This window comes from Spongiibacter taiwanensis (genome assembly GCF_023702635.1).
GTDB classification, from domain to species: domain Bacteria; phylum Pseudomonadota; class Gammaproteobacteria; order Pseudomonadales; family Spongiibacteraceae; genus Spongiibacter; species Spongiibacter taiwanensis.
In genome coordinates, this window is sequence record NZ_CP098455.1 from 2,170,493 (window position 1) to 2,186,044 (window position 15,552).

Annotated in this window: 12 protein-coding genes; 9 read left to right on the plus strand and 3 right to left on the minus strand. The window is 57.4% G+C overall.

Annotated elements, in window-relative coordinates; genetic code table 11:
* Position 1 precedes the first annotated feature (1 nt).
* Positions 2–559 (minus strand): hypothetical protein, encoded by a 558-nt coding sequence (locus tag NCG89_RS10050; protein WP_251086396.1) that lies wholly within the window; start codon positions 557–559, stop codon positions 2–4.
* Positions 560–822: 263 nt separating this feature from the next.
* Here NCG89_RS10050 and NCG89_RS10055 point away from each other — a divergent pair, with 263 nt between their 5' ends.
* Together NCG89_RS10055 and NCG89_RS10060 are read left to right on the plus strand one after the other, a co-directional pair.
* Complete coding sequence (locus NCG89_RS10055; protein ID WP_251086397.1) at positions 823–1,242, plus strand: VOC family protein; 420 nt, start codon at positions 823–825, stop codon at positions 1,240–1,242.
* 20 nt (positions 1,243–1,262) lie between these two features.
* Entirely contained in the window at positions 1,263–1,961 is a 699-nt protein-coding gene (locus NCG89_RS10060) for a dihydrofolate reductase family protein (protein WP_251086398.1), read from the plus strand.
* A 28-nt stretch (positions 1,962–1,989) separates the two neighbouring features.
* Here the strand turns inward: NCG89_RS10060 and NCG89_RS10065 are convergent, their stop codons facing one another.
* A complete protein-coding gene (locus tag NCG89_RS10065; protein ID WP_251086399.1) occupies positions 1,990–2,892 on the minus strand; it encodes a LysR family transcriptional regulator in 903 nt (300 codons plus the stop codon).
* Between the two features lie 146 nt (positions 2,893–3,038).
* Here NCG89_RS10065 and NCG89_RS10070 point away from each other — a divergent pair, with 146 nt between their 5' ends.
* The 6 genes from NCG89_RS10070 (at position 3,039) to NCG89_RS10095 (ending at position 10,575) form a co-directional block, all read left to right on the plus strand.
* Positions 3,039–3,287, plus strand: a complete 249-nt coding sequence (locus NCG89_RS10070; RefSeq protein WP_251086400.1) for a DUF2798 domain-containing protein — start codon at positions 3,039–3,041, stop codon at positions 3,285–3,287.
* Positions 3,288–3,295: 8 nt separating this feature from the next.
* Positions 3,296–3,802 carry a DUF2938 domain-containing protein gene (locus NCG89_RS10075; RefSeq protein ID WP_251086401.1) on the plus strand — a complete coding sequence of 169 codons (507 nt, stop codon included), beginning with the start codon at positions 3,296–3,298 and terminating at the stop codon, positions 3,800–3,802.
* Positions 3,803–3,893: 91 nt separating this feature from the next.
* Positions 3,894–4,271 (plus strand): DUF1428 domain-containing protein, encoded by a 378-nt coding sequence (locus NCG89_RS10080; RefSeq protein ID WP_251086402.1) that lies wholly within the window; start codon positions 3,894–3,896, stop codon positions 4,269–4,271.
* Positions 4,272–4,631: 360 nt separating this feature from the next.
* A complete protein-coding gene (locus NCG89_RS10085; RefSeq protein WP_251086403.1) occupies positions 4,632–5,768 on the plus strand; it encodes an efflux RND transporter periplasmic adaptor subunit in 1,137 nt (378 codons plus the stop codon).
* A complete protein-coding gene (locus tag NCG89_RS10090) occupies positions 5,765–8,872 on the plus strand; it encodes an efflux RND transporter permease subunit (protein ID WP_251086404.1) in 3,108 nt (1,035 codons plus the stop codon). The genes NCG89_RS10085 and NCG89_RS10090 overlap by 4 nt, the downstream gene beginning before the upstream one ends.
* 383 nt (positions 8,873–9,255) lie before the next feature.
* Positions 9,256–10,575 carry a hypothetical protein gene (locus NCG89_RS10095; protein WP_251086405.1) on the plus strand — a complete coding sequence of 440 codons (1,320 nt, stop codon included), beginning with the start codon at positions 9,256–9,258 and terminating at the stop codon, positions 10,573–10,575.
* A 346-nt stretch (positions 10,576–10,921) separates the two neighbouring features.
* On the opposite strand, the gene nadN is transcribed toward NCG89_RS10095, so the two are convergent.
* Complete coding sequence (gene nadN, locus NCG89_RS10100; RefSeq protein ID WP_251086406.1) at positions 10,922–12,925, minus strand: NAD nucleotidase; 2,004 nt, start codon at positions 12,923–12,925, stop codon at positions 10,922–10,924.
* 394 nt (positions 12,926–13,319) lie between these two features.
* Here nadN and katG point away from each other — a divergent pair, with 394 nt between their 5' ends.
* Complete coding sequence (katG, locus tag NCG89_RS10105) at positions 13,320–15,518, plus strand: catalase/peroxidase HPI (RefSeq protein WP_251086407.1); 2,199 nt, start codon at positions 13,320–13,322, stop codon at positions 15,516–15,518.
* Positions 15,519–15,552: the final 34 nt, after the last annotated feature.

Sequence of the window (15,552 nt, forward strand, 5' to 3'; positions counted from 1 at the left end):
GCTATTGGGACAACTCCTCATCCCGGGAAATAAGCAGGGCGTCGACACCGCCCGCTTGGTCGATCTGGGCGAAGGTGGTGCCGAACTTCACCCGAATAGAAGTGAATACACTGTTGTCGGAGTAGGCCTTGACGACGATTTCATCAGCTGCCAGCGACAGAATGTGATAGGCAATGCCAAACTCCGGGCCATCGCGACCAATCTCAAACATTTCGCCGTCTTCTTCGGCCGCCCGGGGGGTGGTGAAGTAAATCGGGCCGGACAGGGACCACTCGCCGTATTCGATCTGGCTCTTGATTTCGCCATCGCTGTCGATAAAGCGGGAGTCGAGGCGATAGATGCCGTCGGGTCGGCGGCTAACAATCCATTCATAACGCCGACCGTCGTGGGTTGACTGTGCCCCGTACCAGCTGCCCAGCAGCGTTTCCCATTGCAGTTGTTGGGCCGCGTCCATTGCTGGCGCAGTGCCGTTGACGGCGGTTTGCCCTGTCAACGCTGGGCTGGTGCTGCAACCTGACAGGGCCAGACACAGCGCGGTAATCAAAGCGGGAAACTTCACGGTTCAGCATCCTGTGTGGGTGTTGTTGCGGTGGCCTGGGGCATTCCCCGAGAGCGCTCTTTAGGAGCATATTTTGGGGAGCATAGTGGCTGGGTGCCGAGAGTCAGTTTGGCAAGGGTTGCGCTGGTCAGCAATGGCTTCCCTCGCAATTTTTAATTGCCGTGGGTGGTTTTTTTTATGGGCATTGTCGAATTGGCCGGTACTAACTCGACTAAGCGGTAACGGCAACCATATGTCGTCCATTCAGCGAGAGGAATTCAGTGATGTCTAAGATGATCTTTATCAACCTGCCCGTGGCCGATCTGGCCGCTGCCATGACCTTCTACCAGGCCCTCGGCTTTGAAAATAATCCCCAATTCACCGACGATACCGCCGCCTGCATGGTGTGGAGTGAGCATATTCACGTGATGCTGCTGACCCATGCCAAGTGGCGCACCTTTACCGACCGGCCCATTCCAGCGCCGACCTCCAGTGAGGTGATGCTAGCCATTGCCTGCGACAGCCGGGACCATGTCGATGCCCTCAATACGGCCGCCGCTGCCCACGGCGGCACCGCGGATATTAACCCCATGCAGGATCACGGTTTTATGTATAACCGTAACCTGGCTGACCCGGATGGCCATGTTTGGGAGGCAATGTGGATGGACATGGCGGCCTTTGCCGCTAGTAGCGATCCCGCCTGAGTAATACCGGAGCGCAGCAAATGAGAGAGATATTTCTGGGCGCTTTTGTCGGCCTTGACGGTGTGATGCAGGCGCCGGGTGCGCCGGAGGAAGACCCCAGTGGTGGGTTTGAATCTGGTGGCTGGGTAGCCGGGTTCGGCGATCAGGAAATTGGCCCGGGCCTCGAGAGCTGGTTTGCCGAGCCCTTCGACTTACTGCTGGGACGCAATACCTACGATATTTTTGCGGCCCACTGGCCCTTTGCGGCAAGCTCGCCGGACCAACCCGGTTTTGACGAGGGTGAAGCCGCCATTGCCCGGCAGTTCAACAGCGCAACCAAATACGTGGCCACCCATCGCGTGGACGATTTACCCTGGGCCAACAGTGTGGCCCTGGGCGAAGATACCGTCGCAGCGATCCGCGGCCTCAAGCAGACCGAGGGGCCCCGCCTGCTGGTGCAGGGCTCCTGTGAGTTGTTGCATCTCCTGCTGGCCAATGGTCTGCTCGACCAGATGCATCTGCTGATTTTCCCCCTGGTGTTTGGCCGCGGCAAGCGGCTGTTTGACGGCTCGGCCCAGCCCAGCGGGTTTACCCTGCAGCACTGCGTCAGCACATCAAACGGTGTGATTATGGCGCAATATGTCAAAGCAGGTGGCATTCCCGTTGGGTCCTTTGCCTTGAAAGAACCCAGCGAGGTGGAGTTGGAACGGCGGCGTAAACGGGATGCATTCCTGCGCTGAAATGTCGCGCGCAGGGTTTCAGCCGAGCTCACTGGCTGGAGTGGAACAAACCCTGGACCCCGCGAATAAAGTCGGCAATGTAGTCGCGCAGGCACTTTGCCCGGGCGCTGAGCAGTTTGCCGCTCGGCCAGACCAAATATATCGACCGTGATTGACCCTGCCATTCCGGCAGGACGCGGACCAGCTCACCCCGGTCGAGTTGGTGTTGAATTTCCAGCAGCGGCAGTAGTGCGACACCTTGGCCGTCTGCCGCCATCGCTGCAATCATGGCAATGTCATTGAGCAGCATGTGAGGCCGGGGAAGCACTTCCTGAACGGTGCCGCTGCGGGTGTTGTGCAGGCGCCATTTATTGCGCAGGGTAGAACCAATAATGCGGTGATCCTTCAAATCGGCGGGCTGAGTCAGCGGTGGAGCAGATGCAATGTAGTCGGGGGCGGCGGCGGCGATAACCTGAAAGTCGCCCATGCGTTGCTGGTACAGAAGGGAATCCTGCTGGGCGCCAATGCGCAAGGCCAAGTCGGCCTGGCTTTTGAGCATGTCCTGAAGCTGATTGCTGAGCACCAGCTCCAGCTGAATGTCTGGATATTGGCGAGTAAACCCCAGCCACATGGGCCGCATGGCGTTGTGGGAAATATTGGTGGGCGCGAGCACCTTGAGTTTGCCGGCAGGTTGGTGTTGGTCCCGGCTCAACCGCTGCCGGGTTTGTTCAAACTGCTCGACCAACTCCGCGTACTGCTGAAAATAAACCTCCCCGTCCTGGGTCAGCACGCACTGGCGGGCGGAGCGGTGCAGCAGCTGGCAGCCGAGTTGCTGCTCCAGCCGTTGTAAGCGCCGGGTGACGGTAGCGGCGGGCAGCCCCAACTGGGCCGCGGCGGCGGCAAGGCCCCCTTGCCGGACGATGTGAACAAACAGGGAAATGTCGTCGAGCATAGTTGCAAATATGGAATATTAGATTGTCATATTGGTTGTATTTGGCGAATGTGAAACATCATACACTGGCTCGGCACCAGTGAAGAAATACTGGCGCGAAAAAGCCGGCGCGAAAATGCCGCTGCAAACCATGAGGACGAAAAGCCGTGATTCCCCCGAAATACGCCCCGTTAGTGTTCTCCTTTTTTATGGCCTTGTTGATGTCTGGGCTAATGTCGATGGTCATTACGATTTACAACATCGGTCTGGTCGATGGACTGGCGGGTACCTGTTTGCGCGCCTGGGTGTTTGCCTTCGTCGTGGCCTTTCCCAGTATTGTTGTGGTGACGCCCCTGGTGCGTCGCTTGACCGGGCTGGTATTGGCGCGTGAGCGGCTGATCCAGGGTCAGGGGTAAGCGCGGCAATGGCTGTGTCGCCGGTCAATTCACTTGCCGCCGCCGTGATGCTGGGGCTGGGTGCTACCGCGATCATAGATGTCTGGTCGCTGATGCTGGCGAAAGTCTTTCGGGTGAAGTCGCTGAGTTTTTGCCTGGTTGGGCGCTGGTTTTTGCACATGCCTGCAGGGCGTTTTGTCCATGAAGGTATGGCCAGCGCGGCGTTGCGTCGTGGTGAATGCGCTGTGGGTTGGGCTGCGCATTATCTGATTGGCGTCGCCTTTGCCATTGCCTTCGTCGTGTTTATGGGAGTTGGCTGGCTGCAGTCCCCGACCGTGTTGCCCGCTGTGGGCTTTGGCCTGCTTACCGTGGTGTTTCCTTTCCTGGTAATGCAACCGGCGATGGGGCTGGGTGTGACCGCGAGCCGGTCGCCCGCGCCAGCCAAGGCCCGTATAAAAAGTGCAACCACCCACGCGCTGTTTGGCCTGGGTCTCTATTTGGCGGCGCTGCCGATCTGTGCCTGGTTGAAATTGTGATCGGTTGTGGCCAAACAAGCATGGCGACTGTCGAATTTCATCTTGCTCACTCGACTAGGTTGTACCAAAGAACCTGTTGAGGAGAGTAAAAATGAGTTACATCGACGGATTTCTGCTGGCCGTGCCCAAGGCCAACAAAGCCGCATTTATTGCCCATGCACAATTAGGCGACAGTGTGTTTATCGAGTTGGGCGCGCTGCGGGTGGTGGAATGCTGGGGAGAGGATATTCCCCACGGCAAGCAAACCGATTTTCATCGGGCGGTGCAGGCGAAGGAGGACGAGGCGGTGGTGTTCTCCTGGATTGAGTGGCCCGATAAGGCGACCCGGGACGCGGTGATGGGCCGGATGATGAACGGCGATTTGATGGAGGACCCCCGCCTGAACCCCAAAACCAATCCCATGCCCTTTGATGGCATGCGGATGATCTTCGGCGGTTTTGAATCGGTGGTTGCCCTCAACCGAGAGTGAATCCATCCCTCTGGCCGACCCAGCCCGGATGCCGCGGTTTATCCGGGCTGGGTCCCGCCGCCCGGACAGTGGCTGCACGCTAAACAAAAAAGGACGCCGTGGCTGTCATCCCGCCGTCGAATTACTGTGGCAGAATAGAGCACGTGTCAGACGCCAGTGCGGCAGCCATTGTCGGCGCTCCTGCTGGTGGTTGCGACACGACGATGAAAGGCGCTTTCGCTATGAGCGCGTGGTTGGCGATCTCTCCCTTCTGTTTGTATCTGTAAACCCATTGACCCTGTCGCCGCTTCAGCGACTGCCACCTGCGGCGTTGACGATCCGGGTCGATGAAATGCTGCGCTTTTTAAAAGGAATGCCCTGATGAACACTCGTCGCTGGTTGATCACCGTTACCGCCTGCGTGCTGCTATTGGTCGCCCTGGCCGGTTTCAAGTACCGCCAGATTCAAGCCGCGATTGCCTTTGGTGCCTCGTTTCCCGAGCCATCGGAAACGGTGCAGGCACTGACCGTGTCTGCCAAGCCGAGCGCATTGTATGTGGGGACCATCGGTGAGGTGGTGGCCCCCGATACGCTGGTGCTGCGCAACGAAGCCGAGGGCCGCATTAGCGCGGTGAATATTGTCTCCGGTCAGCAGGTAAGTCAGGGCGATGTACTGGTGCAGATGGATGTCGCCGAAGAGCGGGCGCGCCTGAAAGCCGCCAAGGCCAATGCCAGCCTGGCGCAGATCAGCCTGAAGCGGATGCAAAACCTGGTGGGCAAGGGCACCGTGAGTCAGGAAAACCTGGATCAGGCCCAGGCCCAGTACGATATTGCCCAGGCGGGCATTGCTGAACTGGAAGCCACCATAGCCAAGAAAACCCTGCGCGCCCCCTTTGCTGCGCTGGTGGGGCTGCACGATCTGGAAGTGGGTGAGTACCTCAGCGCCAATACCGCGCTGGTCGATCTGGTCGGCTTGAATGATTTTGCCTGGATCGACTTCAATTTGCCTCCCGCTCAAGGTCGCCTGAAGGTGGGTGACCGAGTGAAGGTGGCTCTGCCCGGTGAGGAAGGCGAACTGGAAGCCGAGGTGGTGGCCAAAAACCCGAGCTTGTCAGCCGATTCGCGCAACCTGCGCTACCGGGCAAAAGTCCCTGCCAATGAGGCCATTCCGCCCATGTCGGTGGTGAAATTGATGGTGCCGGTTGGCACCGGTGATCAGGTGCATGTGCCGACCCCGGCGGTGCTGCGGGATGATCTGGGCGCCTATGTGTTTCAGTTACTGCCCGATAGCAGTGGCGAGGGCTATCGCGCCCATCGTCAGTCAGTGAAGCTGGGCAAGGAAAGTGACGCGCGCTTCATCATTACCAGCGGTTTGCAGTCGGGCGATCTGGTGGCTACCGACGGTGCCTTCAAATTGCATCACGGCATGCTGGCCTATGTTGGCCAACGGCCTGAGCTGGAAGCCGACCCAGAGCGGGCTGAATCGGCGCAGGCTGAGTCCGGGGAGATGGCGCCATGAGCACTGCCAAGCCGGGACTGATGGATATCTTCGTCACCCGTCCGGTGCTGGCTATCGTGATTTCGCTGGTGCTGGTGATTGCCGGGTTAAAGGCTTCGCAAAATTTGCCGGTGTTGCAGTTTCCGGAAATTGAAAGTGCCTCGTTGGTGGTCAAGACCGTTTATGTGGGCGCCTCAGCCCAGGTGGTGCAGGGCTTTATCACCGACCCCATTGAGCGGGTGGCAGCCTCGGTGCCGGGGGTGGATTACGTTGACTCCATCTCTCTGGCGGGGATGAGCACGGTCACCCTGTGGTTGAAGCTCAATGAAGATACCACCGCCGCTCTGGCCGAACTCACCACCCGCCTGGGCCAGATTCGTTTTGAACTGCCCACCGGCGCCGAAGACCCTGCCGTGGAAGTGGTGCGGGCCGACCGGCCCAATGCGCTGTTTTATCTGGACGTGGTGACCGAAAACTTCTCCCGGGCCGAAGTAACCGACTACCTGGCCCGCTACGTGAACCCGGAGATCAGCGCGATTAACGGCGTACAGCGGGTGGGTTTTGAGGGTGGTCGCAATCCAGCCATGCGGGTGTGGGTCGACCCGATCAAGCTGGCGGCCTTCAATGTGAGTGCCGATGAGCTTCGCACCGCCCTGACCAGCAACAACGTGATCGCCACTATCGGCCAAAGTGAAAACCCCCTTCAGCGCATCAACCTGCTCACCAATACCACCATGCAGACGGTGGCGGATTTTGAAAACCTGGTTGTGCGCGAGGCCAGCGATGGTTCCCTGGTGTACCTCAAGGATGTTGCGCGGGTGGAAATGGGCGAAGAAGAAGGTGAGCTGATCGCCCGGCACAGCCAGAGTGACGCGCTGTACATTTCGGTGTGGCCCCTGCCCGGTGCCAATGAAATTGCCATTGGTGACGACCTGTATGAGTTGATGGACCGGCTCAATGCCGAGCTCCCCCAGGGGCTGCAAATTCGCGCCGCCTACGATGGCACCCTGTATATGCGCGAAGCGATCAAAGAGATTTTTACCACCCTGGCCGAAACCATCGTGCTGGTGGGCATTGTGGTACTCGCGCTGATGGGCTCGGTGCGCACGGCGCTGGTGCCGCTGGTCACCATCCCCATTTCGCTGTTGGGCGCGGTTGCCGCCATTACCCTGATGGGCTTTTCACTGAACCTGCTCACCATTTTGGCCATTGTGCTGTCGGTGGGCCTGGTAGTGGACGACGCCATTGTGGTGGTGGAGAACGTGTCCCGCTATATGCGCGAGGGCAAGACCCGCATGCAGGCGGCCCTGGCCAGCTCCCGACAGCTGATGTCGCCGATCATTGGCATGACCATCACCCTGGCCGCGGTGTACGCGCCCATCGGTTTTCTGTCTGGCTTAACCGGAGTGTTGTTTAAAGAGTTTGCGTTCACCCTGTCGGTGGCGGTGTTGATCTCCGGCGTGGTGGCGCTCACCCTGTCGCCGATTATGAGCGCCTATGCGAACCCGGAAGGGGGCAAAGAAGGGCGCATGACCCAGTGGGTAAACCGCCGCTTTGATGTGCTGCACCGCCACTACGGTCGAATGCTTACGGGAGTGCTCGCCTGGCGCTGGCAGCTGCTGTTTGCCGGCCTGTTTATCTCCTTGTTGATCGTGCCGTTTTATCTGTTTTCTCAGAAAGAACTGGCGCCGATTGAAGACCAGAGTCACATCAACATTATCGTTGATGCGCCCTCCAACTCCTCCCTGGAATACAGCGAGGATTACATGCACGACACTATTGCCCTGCTCATGGAAACCCCGGGGGTGGAATACATCTGGCAAATCGTGCGGGCCAATGCCGGCTTTGGGGGTTTGGCCTTTGTGCCCATTGAGGACCGTGAGCAAAGCGTGCACGAGCTGCTACCCCAGGTATATATGACGGCTAAGCAGGTGACTGGGCTGCGGGTGTTTCCGATTTTGTTTCCGGCGCTGCCCTCGGCAGGTCAGTTTGATGTGGAGATGGTGGTGCAATCCTCCGACTCGCCGGAGGATATGAAGGCTTACGCCGACAAGCTGGTGGCTGCAGGCTACCAGAGTGGCCGGTTTATGTTCGTCGACACCGACCTGAAAATCGATATGCCCGAGGTGCGCTTTATTCTCGACCGCCAGCGCATAGCCGATCTAGGCATGAGTCTGGATGGGGTCAGTCGGCAGCTCGGTCTGCTGTTGTCCGGCAATTACGTCAATCGCTTTGATATGAACGGCAAGGCCTATCAGGTCATCCCGATGGTGGCGGGCCAGGACCGAGCTAACCCCGAGGCGCTGTTGGATTTGCAGATTCGCACCCCCCAGGGTGACCTGGTTCCGGTATCGGCGATTGCCTCGCTGGACTACAACGTCGCACCCCGCTTGCTGGGGCGGTTTCAGCAGAAAAATGCCTTCCGTATTCTCGGTGGGGTATTGCCGGGCACCACCAAAGAACAGGGTCTGGCGGTGCTCGAGCAGGCGGCGGCGGAGATGTTGCCCAAAGGGTATAGCATCAATTACGCCGGAGAGTCGCGGCAAATTCGCAAAGAAGGAAGCACACTAGTTGGCGTGTTAGGTATCGCGCTGCTGTTTGTTTATTTTGTACTCGCCGTACAGTTCAACAGCTTTCGTGACCCGTTGGTGGTGCTGCTCGGCTCGGTGCCACTTGCCCTGGCCGGGGCCTTGGTCATTCCCTTTCTGGGGCTCACCACCGTGAATATTTATTCACAGATTGGCTTTATTACCCTGGTGGGGCTGGTCGCCAAAAACGGTATCTTGATCGTTGAGTTTGCCAAGCACTTGCAGACCGAAGGCGTTAGCAAAATACAGGCAATCCAAAATGCTGCCGAGACCCGGTTGCGGCCGGTATTGATGACCACCGCCGCTACCGCCCTGGGTCACTTCCCGCTGGTGCTGGTGACCGGCGCCGGTGCCGAGGCCCGTAACAGCATTGGTATTGTGCTGGTGGTCGGGATGCTGATCGGTACGCTGTTTACCCTGTTTGTGTTGCCCTGTTTGTACCTGGTACTGGCCGACACCCACCGGCCAGATGAGGTAGACCCGGAGCACGATGCGGACAATCCTGCCGAGGTGAACTATTACGGTTCCACGGAGTGATAGATGCAAAGCTTTGCGTAAATAACGCCGATGAATTTGCGGGTCGGGTAAGTGCGAAAATCTTGCCCAAAAATTTCTTTTTGACTGGCTTCCAAAGTACAAATAACCAGTCTATGTTTGATGGGTATTTACCTAACGTCGAATCTTCAGCGAAAACGGTAACAAACAATGTTTTTCTACAGAATCTGTTCGGCATTGTTTTTGTCCCTCAGTAGATGTTCACCTCACCTGCCATTCTATTGATCCACAATTCATACCGTGTTGGGACATAACTAAATATATAGCAGACGCTACGCACAGTCTCAGATAGAGGCATATTTTGCACTCGTAAGAACTTGAGACGCTGAGTGGATACTTACCAAAGCACTTTGGAGAACAGGTGAATGAAATCTGGCGTATGGATTTCTGGCTTTGTCGCACTACTTATGTCTGCCTTTTCGTCTTATGTGGTTGCTGGAAACTGCGAGCGTGAGAACGCTGAATATTTGTTGGTGTCCCCTCAAGAAGCCTCGTATGCATTTGAAAGCCTGACCTTCCTTAGGACGATTGATAGTGCATCTGATCTAGAAAGTAGGCTTCGGATGTTAGATACATCGCTTGAAAACGAGAAAGATCGATTTAATTTGTATAAGAACAACCCCTCGCCGGATGAAAACACCAAGCGTGCCATGCTTGATAATACAGTCTCTCTCCGTTTAATTGCGTTGGATCAATGTTTAATACGACTTCGAATCACCGAATTGCAAGGTGATACAGTTAGAGCGGAGGACGCCTCTAGACTAAGCGAGAACGAGCGTATCGAACTCAATCCTGGTGATAAGCCTGATCGAAATAGCAAAGGTAAGATTGATTGGAGCGCGCCTGAAGTTAAAGACCTCAATATCGTTAAAGTTCAGCTGCCTGGTGGCTGTTACTTGTACGACTGGGCTGGCAATGGTGACTATTTGGAGGACGACATCGACGCTTTCTCCTGGAGAGGTCCTTGCCTAGAGGGTCATCCAATTTCGGGTTACGGCGTTTGGCGACGGGAAACAACAAGTTTTGACGGCGGAGTAGATCGTATCGAAGTTTCGGGCCTGTTTCGCGACGGGGTGTTGGATGGAAAGGCTACGGTGCTCTTGTTCTTTCATTTTAATCCCCCGGAGCACCGGCTCTCCATTGTCGACGCTAACTTCGCAGACGGTTGTGACCTGGCAGCGGAGGATTTCCAGTGGTGTGAAGATGCCTTCTCTGCGCTGCAGCGTGTGACACGTTCACCTGAACAAGCACAGGGGAAAGAAGTAAGCGACGTTTATCCTGAACAGAAAAATACTTCGCAATATGATGACTTAACGCACAATAGCTGCATTTCTTTGCAAGAGCTTCCTCATCATTCGACGAGTGCGATGGCTTATGGGAACTACATTATTAACAACTCTTGCGATTATTCCGTTTCACTCACATTCTGCACCGCGCAAGATAGGGCAGACGGAACTCCAGTGGATGATTTTCAAGTTGTTGCGGAAACAAAGCGGTGCAGCGGAGGATTTGGGGCAACCGTTATTAGACCCAAAAGTCAGTATAAAGGGAAAACCTGGTACACCTACAACCGCATAGAGATGTACTACTACGCTTGCAGGGAGGGGTGGACCCCCGTGAGTTCCAAGACAGATAAGTACGTGAGATTTATTGATGAACACTTCCGATGTCGGCGCTCATCTTAGCTGCTATCTCAACATGAGATAGCAGCGGCCCATTTCAGAGCTCGATAGCGCTTCTTTTGCCGTGCATTTGAGTTTCCCTCATAAAAATCGATGATACTGCCAGTGCTTCGACGCACCACACTCATCGGCCAGATGAGATAGACCCGGAGCACGATGCGGATAATCCTGCCGAGGTGAATTATGCTGGATTGGCAGAGTAACCCCAGCGCACAGTAGTTACCCCTCCTCCCCAATAAACAAAAGCCCCGGCCGCTATTCGTGGTCCGGGGCTGGGTTGGTCTTGAAGAAGCATGCTCCCGAGGTCGCTGCCTGACCCGGGCGGTGCCCTGGTCAGGCCCGGTGCAGATTAATAGCCGGTGCACGCCTCAGTGCTGTGGTTACAGCCATCGCGACCAATATAGGTTTTGGTGGAGTATTCACTGGCGGGCAGTTTTTGCAGGGTCTGGCCGTTGTCGGTCAGCGCTTCTACATAATCAACAAAGCCCTGGGCGTACTCGGTGAAGGTATCCACAAAGTTGCCGGCATCATAGATGGGGCCGAAGGTGGTGTAGCCGTCCTGGCCCGAGGCAATAAAGTTATTGGTCACCACGGTGTAGGTGGCGGCCAGGTCGATGGGCTGCCAGGTGCCGGCAACGCGGGGGTTCACTTCCACATTACTTACCCGGTTGCCAAAGGTCTCTGAGGCATCCACGTCGTAGCGCAGGCCGGAGGCATAGGGGTAGGAGCCGGTGGAGCCCGCGTTATCCAGGCGGTTGGCAAGGGCATCTTCGATCACGTCGATGACTTGCTGGCCGGTCATTTCCAGGGTCACCAGCGTGTTGGAGAAGGGCAGTAAAGTAAAAGCATCGGCAATGGTGAAGTCGCCCGCGGCCACGTCTACCCGCACGCCGCCACCGTTTTGAATGCCAATGTCGGCGGTGGGGGTGACGGTCATAAAGGCTTTGGCCACGATGTTAGAAATGTCGCTGCCCATCGCGCGGGTGGCAGAAACGTCACACAGGGCTGAACGGCCCTCGCCGGGGAAGCGCTCCAGGCACAGGTCTTCGCTGGCGGCGCCAATCACGGTTTCCTTCAGCACGTCGGTTTCGGCGGCAAAGCCGGCAACCAGGTCAGTGGTGGCGGCATCGGGCAGGGTGACCACCAGCTCGGGGTAGGCCGTCAGGGCCTGGGTCACCGTATAGGTGTCGCTGCTATTCAGCGTGCGGGTCTCACTGTCGCTGAACGCGTAGCTAAAGGTATTGCGGAAGGGCAGATAGGGCTGGCCGGCACACTCTGTGACCACACCGTCAGCGTCAAAGCTCACATCCAACTTGCCCATCAGGTGGGCATACTCCCAGGCTTGCACCACACACACCGGGTCGCCGTCGAGGTTGGTAACCTGGGTGGGATAATCGCCCACCGGATTAAAGCCCAGTGCGGTAAAGCTCTCGCCGCCGAGCAAAGAGTGGGAGTCACCGCCCACGATTACGTCAACGCCACTGAGGGTCGCCGCCAATGCCAGGTCGCTCTCATACTGGTAATGGGTCAGCAGGATGATCTTATTTACCCCCATGGCCTTGAGCTCGTCGATGGTTTGTTGGGCAGTGGTGGTCTCATCCAGAAACTTGGTGCCGTCGTCGGGCTGGGAAGAATTCTTGGTTTTGCCCGCGATATCGATACCGATTATGCCGATCCATTCGCCCTCGCGCTTCACCAGGGTGTAGGGCTCAATGTAGCCTGAAACAATGGCGGAGGTGGCGGCGGGAACCACGTTGGCGGCCAGCGCTGGTGTCTGGCAGGCGGTGGAGTTCAGCGCATCGAGGAAGTAAGCCAGGCCGGAATCGCCGCCGTCGAATTCGTGGTTGCCCAGGGCAAACGCGTCGAAGCAGATCTGGTTCATTACCGCGGCATCGGCCACGCCGTTGAACAGGGTGTAGAACAGGGTGCCGGTAATGGCGTCACCGGCGTGGAGTTTCAGCACATTCTGGTGTTGGCTGGCCAGGGTGTCGAACAGCGACACCAGCATCGGAAAGCCGCCGTACTTAATATCCAGCTCGGTCAGCTCGTCTCCGGCTTCGGTGCGGGCCGACAGGTCCAGGCCAGAAACATCAAAGCCGAAGGTTTCGGCCTCAATGTGGGAGTGGTGATCGTTGATATGCAAAATGGTCAGATCAATGGCGCGATTTGTCGCGCCGGGTTCGCCCTGAGGGCCCGGCTCACCTTGGGGGCCTTGTGCGCCGTCATTGCCATTTGTGCCGGGTGTGCCTTGTTCGCCCTGGGGGCCCCGGTCGCCGTCATCGCCGTCCAGAGAACAGCCAGTAATCAGTAGAGAGGCGCACAGTGTGGCGAGCGCCAGTGGTTTCATCTTCATCGTCCAACTCCAGGCAGGGTGTGTAAAACCCCAACGTAGATGGGTCGGTAGACGCCGGCGTGACACTTGGATGAATAAATTGTGGCAAATGCTTTGCTGGCGCTGTGCGTACCAGCGGCCCAACACACTAACTGTGTCACAGCATCAATATTGGGCCGGAGCGTCGCCATCCATTGTCATGTGGCGCGCGTAAGCTATGGTGAAAAGGGTTGTGCAATGTGGAGGGCGCCCTGTGCAATTGTGGTTGTCCCTGCAGTAGCGACGAAGCAATACAAAAAAACTATCGAATTCTTATAAAAATAGAATTTTCCTTATTGAATCCTTGGGTCTATAAATAACCCTAGTAAGTTAATGCAATTCACTGTCTGGTTTGGTTAAAGAAGGAGAGGCAAGCATGGCCAACGATAACAAGTGCCCCGTAATGCACGGGTCAAACACCAAGGTAGGGGGACGGGGCACCATGAACAAAGACTGGTGGCCCAACCAGCTCAACCTCGCAATTTTGCACCAGCATAACCCAGCATCCGACCCGATGGACGAAGGCTTTGATTACGCCGAAGCGTTCAAGTCGCTGGACCTGGAGGCAGTGAAAAATGACCTCAAGGCGCTGATGACCGATTCCAAAGAATGGTGGCCCGCCGACTACGGCCACTACGGTCCCTTTATGATTCGTATGGCCTGGCACGCTGCCGGAACCTATCGCCTGGCCGATGGCCGGGGCGGCGCCTCCACCGGCAACCAGCGCTTTGCGCCGCTGAACAGCTGGCCCGATAACGGCAACCTGGACAAGGCCCGCCGCCTGTTGTGGCCGATCAAAAAGAAATACGGCAACAGCCTGTCTTGGGCAGACCTCTACATTCTGGCCGGCAACATGGCCATCGAATCCATGGGCCTCAAGCCCTTTGGTTTTGGCGGTGGCCGGGAAGATATCTGGGCGCCGGAAGAAGACATTTACTGGGGCGCCGAGGAAGAGTGGCTGGCCACCAGTGACAAGCCCAACAGCCGTTACTCCGGTGATCGCGATCTGGAAAGCCCGTTGGCCGCGGTGCAGATGGGCCTGATTTACGTGAATCCCGAAGGGCCCGACGGCAACCCCGACCCCCTGGCCTCAGCCAAAGACATTCGTGAAACCTTCGCGCGCATGGCGATGGATGACTACGAAACCGTTGCTCTGACCGCCGGTGGCCACACCTTTGGTAAGACCCACGGCGCGGGCGACGCGGCGCTGGTGGGCCCCGAGCCGGAAGCCGCGCCCATTGAGCAAATGGGCTTTGGCTGGATCAGCAAGCACGCCAGCGGCAAAGGCCGAGACGCGATTACCAGTGGCCTGGAAGGCGCCTGGACACCCACCCCCACCCAGTGGGACATGAGCTACTTCGACGTGTTGTTTGGCTACGAATGGGAACTCAGCAAGAGCCCCGCTGGCGCCCACCAATGGGTACCCAAAAACCTGGCGGAGAAGGACCACGCGCCCGATGCTGAAGACGCCAGCAAAAAAGTGGGCATTATGATGAGCACCGCCGATATGGCCATGCGCGAAGACCCGGCCTACTGCAAAATCTCCAAGCACTTCCACGCCAATCCGGAAGAGTTTGCCAACGCCTTTGCCCGGGCCTGGTTCAAACTGACCCACCGGGATATGGGGCCAAAAGTGCGCTACCTGGGCAGTGATGTGCCCGCCGAAGACCTGATCTGGCAAGACCCGGTACCTGCAGTGGATCACCCGCTCATTGACAGCGCCGACGTAGCCAGCCTGAAGAGCAAAATTCTGGCATCGGGCTTGAGCGTGAGCGAGCTGGTGTACACCGCCTGGTCATCCGCATCGACCTTCCGCAACTCTGACAAGCGCGGCGGTGCTAACGGCGCCCGGATTCGGCTGGCGCCCCAGAAAGACTGGGACGTAAACCAACCTGCGCAATTGGCAAAAGTGCTTGGTGTGCTCGAAGGCATACAGGCCGACTTCAACCGCGGCGACAAAAAAGTCTCGCTGGCGGATTTGATCGTACTGGGCGGCAGCGCAGCGGTAGAAAAGGCTGCAAAAGACGGCGGTGTGGCGGTGGAGGTTCCCTTTGCTCCTGGCCGCACGGATGCTACCGACGAGCAGACCGACGGCCCATCCTTTGAGTACCTCAAACCCGAGGCCGACGGCTTCCGCAACTACGCGCGTGCCAAATTCACCGTCTCACCGGAAGAGATGCTGGTGGACAAGGCCCAGTTGCTCGCCCTGAGCGCGCCCGAAATGACGGTACTGGTCGGCGGCCTGCGCGCAATGGGTGCCAACTACGGCGGCAGTCAGCACGGCGTGTTTACCGACAAGCCCGGCACCTTGACCAATGACTTTTTTGTGAATCTGGTCGACATGGATACCGTCTGGGCGCCAGCAGCGGAAGACGGCGTGTATGAAGGTCGAGACGCGGCGAGCGGCAAAGTGAAATGGACCGGCACACGGGTAGACCTGGTGTTTGGCTCCAACTCACAACTGCGCGCACTCAGCGAAGCCTACGCCCAGGACGATGCCAAAGAAAAGTTTGTAAAAGACTTTGCGGCCGCCTGGAACAAGGTGATGAATGCGGATCGGTTTGATTTAGTCTGACGGTCTGACTGCAACGCACTTGCCAAGACCCCAA

Bases quoted from the DNA above. Each gene is read 5' to 3' on its own strand.
- NCG89_RS10065 (WP_251086399.1), bottom strand. From the start codon at position 2,892: ATGCTCGACGACATTTCCCTGTTTGTTCACATCGTCCGGCAAGGGGGC.
- NCG89_RS10090 (WP_251086404.1), top strand. From the start codon at position 5,765: ATGAGCACTGCCAAGCCGGGACTGATGGATATCTTCGTCACCCGTCCG.
- NCG89_RS10055 (WP_251086397.1), top strand. From the start codon at position 823: ATGTCTAAGATGATCTTTATCAACCTGCCCGTGGCCGATCTGGCCGCT.
- NCG89_RS10085 (WP_251086403.1), top strand. From the start codon at position 4,632: ATGAACACTCGTCGCTGGTTGATCACCGTTACCGCCTGCGTGCTGCTA.
- nadN (WP_251086406.1), bottom strand. From the start codon at position 12,925: ATGAAGATGAAACCACTGGCGCTCGCCACACTGTGCGCCTCTCTACTG.
- NCG89_RS10075 (WP_251086401.1), top strand. From the start codon at position 3,296: ATGGCTGTGTCGCCGGTCAATTCACTTGCCGCCGCCGTGATGCTGGGG.
- NCG89_RS10060 (WP_251086398.1), top strand. From the start codon at position 1,263: ATGAGAGAGATATTTCTGGGCGCTTTTGTCGGCCTTGACGGTGTGATG.
- katG (WP_251086407.1), top strand. From the start codon at position 13,320: ATGGCCAACGATAACAAGTGCCCCGTAATGCACGGGTCAAACACCAAG.
- NCG89_RS10080 (WP_251086402.1), top strand. From the start codon at position 3,894: ATGAGTTACATCGACGGATTTCTGCTGGCCGTGCCCAAGGCCAACAAA.
- NCG89_RS10095 (WP_251086405.1), top strand. From the start codon at position 9,256: ATGAAATCTGGCGTATGGATTTCTGGCTTTGTCGCACTACTTATGTCT.